Source organism: Hymenobacter sp. ISL-91 (genome assembly GCF_018613725.1).
Taxonomy (GTDB): Bacteria; Bacteroidota; Bacteroidia; order Cytophagales; family Hymenobacteraceae; genus Hymenobacter.
This window is the reverse complement of record NZ_JAGGPS010000016.1, coordinates 92,916-99,156: the sequence shown is the minus strand read 5'-3', so window position 1 is coordinate 99,156 and position 6,241 is coordinate 92,916. Positions and strand designations below refer to the sequence as shown.

Sequence of the window (6,241 nt, the reverse complement as noted above, 5' to 3'; positions counted from 1 at the left end):
TGCGCGGACGGGGCGGGCACTCGGTGCTGGGCTTCTGGCAGGCGCATGTGCCAGGCCAGCCCGTGCAAGCCTATCTGCGCGAAGGCAGCCTGACAGCCGACTTGTTTGTGCTGGCTGTCCACGACTTCTGTCAAACGCTCAGCGGTCCTACGGTGCTGGTGCTTGACAACGCCTCCATTCACAAAGCCCACGTGGTGCAGGCCTGCCACAAACAGTGGGCAGCGGCAGGCCTGAGCCTGTTGTTTTTGCCCCCTTACAGTCCCGAACTCAACCACATCGAATTGCTCTGGCACCGCTGCAAGCATTACTGGATAAGGCCACAAGACTATGCCACCGACCAAACACTGCTCCAACGACTCGAAGACGTCTTAACCAACGTCGGCAAACAATACACGATTACTTTTGCATGACTACTTAAACAGCTTCAATGGAAGACCCGGCAGCTAAGCTGCCGGGTCTTTTTGCGTGTAGTGCGAACCACAGCCCGGCTAAGCTTCTGCCCATATATCGTCGAACGAAAGTATTTAGGCGCGTCGGTAATGCTGCGCGTTGCGGAAGCTTCGCGCCGCGGCTTATCTTTACCCGTCCTTCCCCTCCTTCCCTTCCGCATGAATTTACCGTTAGTGCTTGGCCTGCTGGTGGCCGCTTACCTGATTGGCTCCATCCCGACGGCTCTTTGGGTAGGGCGGGCCTTCTTCGGGCTCGACATTCGCGAGCATGGCTCGGGCAACTCGGGGGCCACCAATACCTTCCGGGTGCTGGGCAAAAAGCCGGGTTCATTTGTGATGGCCATTGATGTGTTTAAAGGCTGGGCCGCTACCTCGCTGGCTACCCTTATGCTGAACCAGGGCGCCATTCTGCCTCAGCAGCTGCTTTACTTTCAGCTGGCTTGCGGGGTGCTGGCAGTGGTCGGGCACATCTACCCCATCTGGGCGGGTTTCCGGGGCGGTAAGGGCGTGGCCACGGTGCTGGGCATGATGCTGGCCATTGCCCCGGCCACGGTGGGCGTGTGCATTCTAGTGTTTCTGGTGGTGCTGCTGGTGTCGCGCTACGTGTCGCTGAGCAGCATGAGCGCCGGCGTTACGTTTGCGCTGCTGCAGCTGCTGCCCGGCTTCCGGCCCAATAACTCGTTGCTGCTTTGGTTTGGCTTTGTGCTGGCGGCGCTGCTCGTCTACACCCACCGCGCCAACATCGGCCGTTTGCGGGCCGGTACCGAAAGCCGCGTGCCCATGCCCTGGGACACGAAATAGCATACATTCCCCGGAGAGACACTCCCTGGCGTTGGCAGCAACAGGATTCCGGCGCAGCTTGGGCATACGGGCTGATTTCGGTATGTTTGCGCGGGAACCGATGCCGGTGCGTAGCACCGGCCGGCCAGCCTGTTCCTTCCCGCCGTACCCTTCTCTTTGCCCGTGCCCGACAGGATTCTGATTACTGAAACATACGGCAGCATGCTGCTGGCCCCCGAAGTGCCCTGCCTGATTGTGCAGTGGCACAGTTTTGCCAACCGGCAGCAGTTTCAGTCGCTCATGGACCGTGGCCTAGCGCTCTACATCGAGGAAAGTCACCGCACTCGTCCGCTGGGCTGGTTGGCCGATACCCGCCTGGTCAGTGCCGTCACGCCCGACGACCAGCACTGGCTGCGCACCGACTGGAATCCCCGGGCCCACGCCGCCGGCATCCGGCACGTGAGCTTTGTGTCGCCCGAAAGCGTGTTTGGCCAGATGTCGGTGCAGGGCTATACGGCCAACACCGCCAACGCCGACGCCTACACCATTGAGGTTGTGCACTACCGCACCCTGCCTGAGGCCAAGCACTGGCTGCAGCAGGCATTGCACGGGCCAGCCGCTGGCTAATACTCTCTCCTATTCTCTTTGCTGCTTCCCTTTGCCGTTGTTATGAAACAAGAACTCAAAAGCTCCCTGGGCCGGCCCTATATCACGGTGGAGGATGACACGGTTAACCGCTGGATTGCCGTGGACTGGGTAGGTTATCTTACGGCTGAGAGCATTAAGGCTGGTGCCCACGCCTACACTACGGCGCTGGCCGAAGCAGGCTTCTATTGCGTACTCAACGACACGCGCAAGGTTATCGGGCCCTGGGACCACTCGCTGGAGTGGGTGCTGAACGAATGGGCCCCCAACGCCGCCGCCGCCGGCCTGCGCTACTTTGCCATGGTTACCACGCCCGACTCGCTGGCCGACGAATCGGCCCAGGCCTTCTACGCTCAGCTAAAAGCGTTTGAGGTGAAGATGTTCAGCGACGAGCAGGCGGCCATGCAATGGCTCCGGCAATGCAACGCCAGATAAGTTGCTGAGCTTCGGCCCATAGTCACACGCATTTGTACAGCCAATAGTTACCCCCACTTGCCTCCCTTCATATGGATACGACCTATCTGAAAGAAAACCAGGACCGCTTCCTTACCGAGCTGATTGACTGGCTCCGGATTCCGTCGGTTTCGGCCGACCCTAAGTTTCACGGCGACGTGCTAAAGGCCGCCGATTACCTCAAAGCCCGCTTCGAGGAAGTAGGCCTCGATAATGTGGAGCTGTGCCCTACGGCCGGCAACCCCATCGTGTACGGCGAGAAACTGGTGGACCCCAGCCTGCCCACCGTGCTCGTGTACGGCCACTACGACGTGCAGCCCGCCGACCCCTACGAGCTGTGGGATTCGCCGCCGTTTGAGCCGGTCATCAAGAACGAGAAGATTTATGCCCGTGGCGCCTGCGACGACAAAGGCCAGGTGTACATGCACGTGAAGGCGCTGGAGGTGATGAAGCAGGCCGGTGACTTTCCCTGCAACATCAAAATCATGATTGAGGGCGAAGAGGAAGTGGGCTCCAACAACCTGGGCATCTTCGTGCGGGCCAACAAGGAGAAGCTCAAGGCCGACGTGATTCTGGTATCCGATACCGGCATGCTGGCCAACGATGAGCCTAGCATTGAGGTGGGCCTGCGCGGCCTGAGCTACCACGAGGTAGAGGTAACCGGCCCCAACCGCGACCTGCACTCGGGCCTCTACGGCGGCGCGGTGGCCAACCCCATCAACGTGCTTTGTAAGATGATTGCCTCGCTGCACGATGAGAACAACCACATCACCATCCCCGAGTTCTACAACAACGTAGCCGAGCTGAGTGCCGAGGAGCGCGAGGAGCTAAACCGCGTACCGCACTCCGACGACGAGTTCAAAAAGAGCATCGGCCTGCCCGACGTGTACGGCGAGAAAGGGTACACCACCGTTGAGCGCGTGGGCATCCGGCCTACGCTCGATGTGAACGGCATCTGGGGCGGCTACACCGGCGAGGGTGCCAAAACGGTTATTGCCTCCAAGGCCTACGCCAAAATTTCGATGCGGCTGGTGCCCAACCAAACCTCCGACGAAATTACGGCCCTGTTTCAGAAGCACTTTACCCGTATTGCGCCCAGCGGCGTAACGGTAACGGTAAAGCCCCACCACGGCGGGGAGCCCGTAGTAACCCCCACCGACTCGGTGGCTTACAAAGCGGCCGCCGATGCCATGGAAACCACCTTCGGCAAGCGCCCCATTCCCACCCGCGGTGGCGGTTCCATCCCTATCGTGGCCATGTTCAAAACCGAGCTGGGCCTCGACACCGTACTGCTGGGCTTCGGCCTCGATTCCGATGCCATTCACTCGCCCAACGAGCACTACGGCGTCTTCAACTTTATGAAGGGCATCGAAACCATCCCGCACTTCTACCAGAACTATGCGGCGGCCATGAAGTAAGCCCTTTGGCGCTTTATGGCAGTAGCATTCCACAGAAAAGCCCTTTTCTGTGGAATGCTACTGCTTACCGGCCGGGCAGCAGGTAGCCCAGCGAAACCTGGAACACCTGGTTGCGGGCGTTGGTCAGTTCGCCGTTGTTGTAGCTGTCGTTCTTGGCGAAATCGGTGAGGGCTCCGTTGTAGCGGACGCCCAGCAGTACCCCCGAATCGGACTGGAAGCCCAGGCCGGCCACGTAACCGAACTCGTTGCGGTTTACGTTTTTCAGGTCGCGCTCGGCCTCCGTGCGGGCAATTACGGTACCGCCGAGCGAACGGGTCGACTCGTCCTTTACTTTCAGCAGGTAGCTGTACTGGGGGCCGGCTTCGAAGAACAGGTTGCCGGCTTTCACTTTGAGCAGCACCGGCACGTCGATGTAATTATACGTGACGTCGCCTTCGCGGCGGAACGTGCCGAATGCCTGGTTGCTGTCGTACTCGTAGCCTTTCTGCGAGTACAGCACCTCGGGCTGCAGCGAGAGGAAACCGTCGTCAATCAGGCCAACATTAAGCATCAGGCCGCCGTGGAAGCCGGTTTTGTAGTCGTAGCCATCCTTGTTAACCAGGTCGCCGGAAAGGTTGGAGAGGTTGGCACCGCCTTTCAGGCCCAGGCGGATGCCCTGCGCTTTGGTTTCGGTAACAGCAACAGTAGCGAGCAGAGCGGCCGCAGCCAGCAGAGACTTTTTCATAGGAGAAACCCGTTTAGTTGAAAAAAGTGGGTACAAACACGAGCAGGACGAAAAGCGTGCCAGATTAGCGTGTTTTCTTAGCTGGCGCATACCGGCCGGCCGAATGCGCTGTTCTGATGTGCTTTCTGATGACTTGTGCTGGTATAGGCCAACTACTCGGGCAGGGCGGGCGGCGTGGCAACAGGAGTTGGTGCTGGGGCGGGCGGACGTTGGCGCCGCTGCACGGCCCGCAACAGCGCGCTCGGTGCCCGGCCTATCAGCCGCACTGCCCCAAGTGCGCCCCGCCCGATGCCCCGGCCAGTGGCTACGGTAAGCTGGCCCACCTGCCGGGGCTCGAACACGTAATTCAGGTACAGCTCCAGGCTGCTGTTGCGCAGCTGGCGCTGGCCGGTACCACTTATTTGGCCGGGCTGAAACACGTTATCGAGCCCGCCCACGTAGCGCCAACCCACCGATACGCCCGAGCTGTCCTGAAAGCCGATGCCCAGCACAAAGTTCAGGTCGCTTGGCTCAAAGGTCAGCTCGCTCAGCCGGAAAGCGGGTGGCTCGTTGGGAGTGCTCCGCAGCAGGTGGCCGTATTGCACGCCGCCCTCCACAAACAGCCCGTCGCGGTGGTACTGCAGCAGCAGCGGCACGGCCAGGTAGTCGAGGCGGTGGCCCACCGAAAAGCCGTAGCTGGCGCCGTTGTCGCCGCGCTGGGCGTACAGCCCTTCGGCCTGCAGCGCCAGGCCCGCAGGCAGCTCCAGGCGCACCAGCAGCCCCGCAGTGGCTCCCAGGCGCAGCCGGCTGGCCGTAGCATCGGGGCCAATAGCGTTGCTAAAAGTCCCGCCGCCTCTCAGGCCCAGCAGCACCCGCTGCCCCGCAGCTGCCGTACTCAGCAGCAACAGGGCAGGTAGCAGCCCGCCCACGAGCAACATGGGCCAGGCAAAAACGCGGTTCGGTGGCATTAGCGGCCCTGAAACGAGAACGTGGCGTAGAGCTGGAACACACTGTTACGGCGCTGGTTCTGAAACGTAACGTTACCGACTGTTGCCGACTCAAGCACGTTGGTAAAGCCACCGTTGTAGCGCAGCCCGATGCCGGGGCCGGTTTTGCGCTGGTAGCCTAACCCAAACAGGTAGCCGAAATCGACTGTGTTATAGGCATCCTTTACATCGACGGTCGCATTGCCGAGTTTGTCCTTTGCTGATACCAGGAAACCCACCTGCGGCCCTGCCTCAAAGAACAGCCCACCGGCGTTGACATGGAAGGCCAGCGGCACATCTACGTAGTCGAGTCGCGTGGTCAGGTCGGGCGTTTCGAGCTTGGCGCCCTTGCGGGAGTAGATGATTTCGGGCTGAAAGGCGAATAGGTTGGTGAAGCCGATATTGGCGAAGCCGCCGGCCTGGAACCCCACAATGTCCTTGTAGGCCTTGGCATCCTTACCCACAAAATTGGACAGTGAAGCGCCTGCTTTCAGGCCCAGCGACACGTTGCGCTGAGCCACGGCCGTACCCGACAGCCCTACAGTGGCCCCGGTTAGTATCAAAGAAAAAAATAGCTTGTTCATGCGCGTTGGCTTCGGAAATAGACTGCAAAATCGGGGGCGAAGCTACGCGGAAAGTTTGTAGTCCATCGTTTCCCGAAGCCGTTTCTCCGAGGCACACAAGCCTGTTTCAGGCGCCGGCCAGTTGCCCGCCTGGTTAGCGGACACATAGCAGACACGCCCAGAGCGCCTGTTTATCTGGCATATAGGCACACAAAAAAAGGCTGCCTTCCCAGCAGGAAAGCAG

General features: G+C 60.3%; 8 protein-coding genes. 5 read left to right on the top strand and 3 right to left on the bottom strand.

All coding sequences use genetic code 11. The features are described from left to right. The first annotated feature begins 23 nt into the window (after positions 1 to 23). The 5 genes from J7E24_RS08385 (at position 24) to J7E24_RS08365 (ending at position 3,745) form a co-directional block, all read left to right on the top strand. Entirely contained in the window at positions 24 to 410 is a 387-nt protein-coding gene (locus tag J7E24_RS08385) for a transposase (protein ID WP_317195627.1), read from the top strand. A gap of 198 nt (positions 411 to 608) precedes the next feature. Then, the gene (gene plsY, locus J7E24_RS08380) at positions 609 to 1,250 is read left to right on the top strand and encodes a glycerol-3-phosphate 1-O-acyltransferase PlsY (RefSeq protein ID WP_215137085.1); all 642 of its coding nucleotides are present in this window, start codon (positions 609 to 611) and stop codon (positions 1,248 to 1,250) included. Between the two features lie 162 nt (positions 1,251 to 1,412). Further along, on the top strand, positions 1,413 to 1,856 hold the full coding sequence (locus tag J7E24_RS08375; protein WP_215137083.1) for a hypothetical protein: 444 nt from the start codon (positions 1,413 to 1,415) through the stop codon (positions 1,854 to 1,856). Positions 1,857 to 1,898: 42 nt separating this feature from the next. Next, positions 1,899 to 2,309 (top strand): STAS/SEC14 domain-containing protein, encoded by a 411-nt coding sequence (locus J7E24_RS08370; RefSeq protein ID WP_215137081.1) that lies wholly within the window; start codon positions 1,899 to 1,901, stop codon positions 2,307 to 2,309. A gap of 71 nt (positions 2,310 to 2,380) precedes the next feature. Continuing rightward, entirely contained in the window at positions 2,381 to 3,745 is a 1,365-nt protein-coding gene (locus J7E24_RS08365; protein ID WP_215137079.1) for a dipeptidase, read from the top strand. A gap of 64 nt (positions 3,746 to 3,809) precedes the next feature. Here the strand turns inward: J7E24_RS08365 and J7E24_RS08360 are convergent, their stop codons facing one another. From J7E24_RS08360 to J7E24_RS08350, 3 genes are all read right to left on the bottom strand, one after another. After that, a complete protein-coding gene (locus J7E24_RS08360; RefSeq protein ID WP_215137077.1) occupies positions 3,810 to 4,469 on the bottom strand; it encodes a porin family protein in 660 nt (219 codons plus the stop codon). A 152-nt stretch (positions 4,470 to 4,621) separates the two neighbouring features. Further along, a complete protein-coding gene (locus tag J7E24_RS08355) occupies positions 4,622 to 5,416 on the bottom strand; it encodes a porin family protein (RefSeq protein WP_215137075.1) in 795 nt (264 codons plus the stop codon). Continuing rightward, positions 5,416 to 6,018 (bottom strand): porin family protein, encoded by a 603-nt coding sequence (locus J7E24_RS08350; RefSeq protein WP_215137074.1) that lies wholly within the window; start codon positions 6,016 to 6,018, stop codon positions 5,416 to 5,418. The genes J7E24_RS08355 and J7E24_RS08350 overlap by 1 nt, the downstream gene beginning before the upstream one ends. Positions 6,019 to 6,241 lie beyond the last annotated feature (223 nt).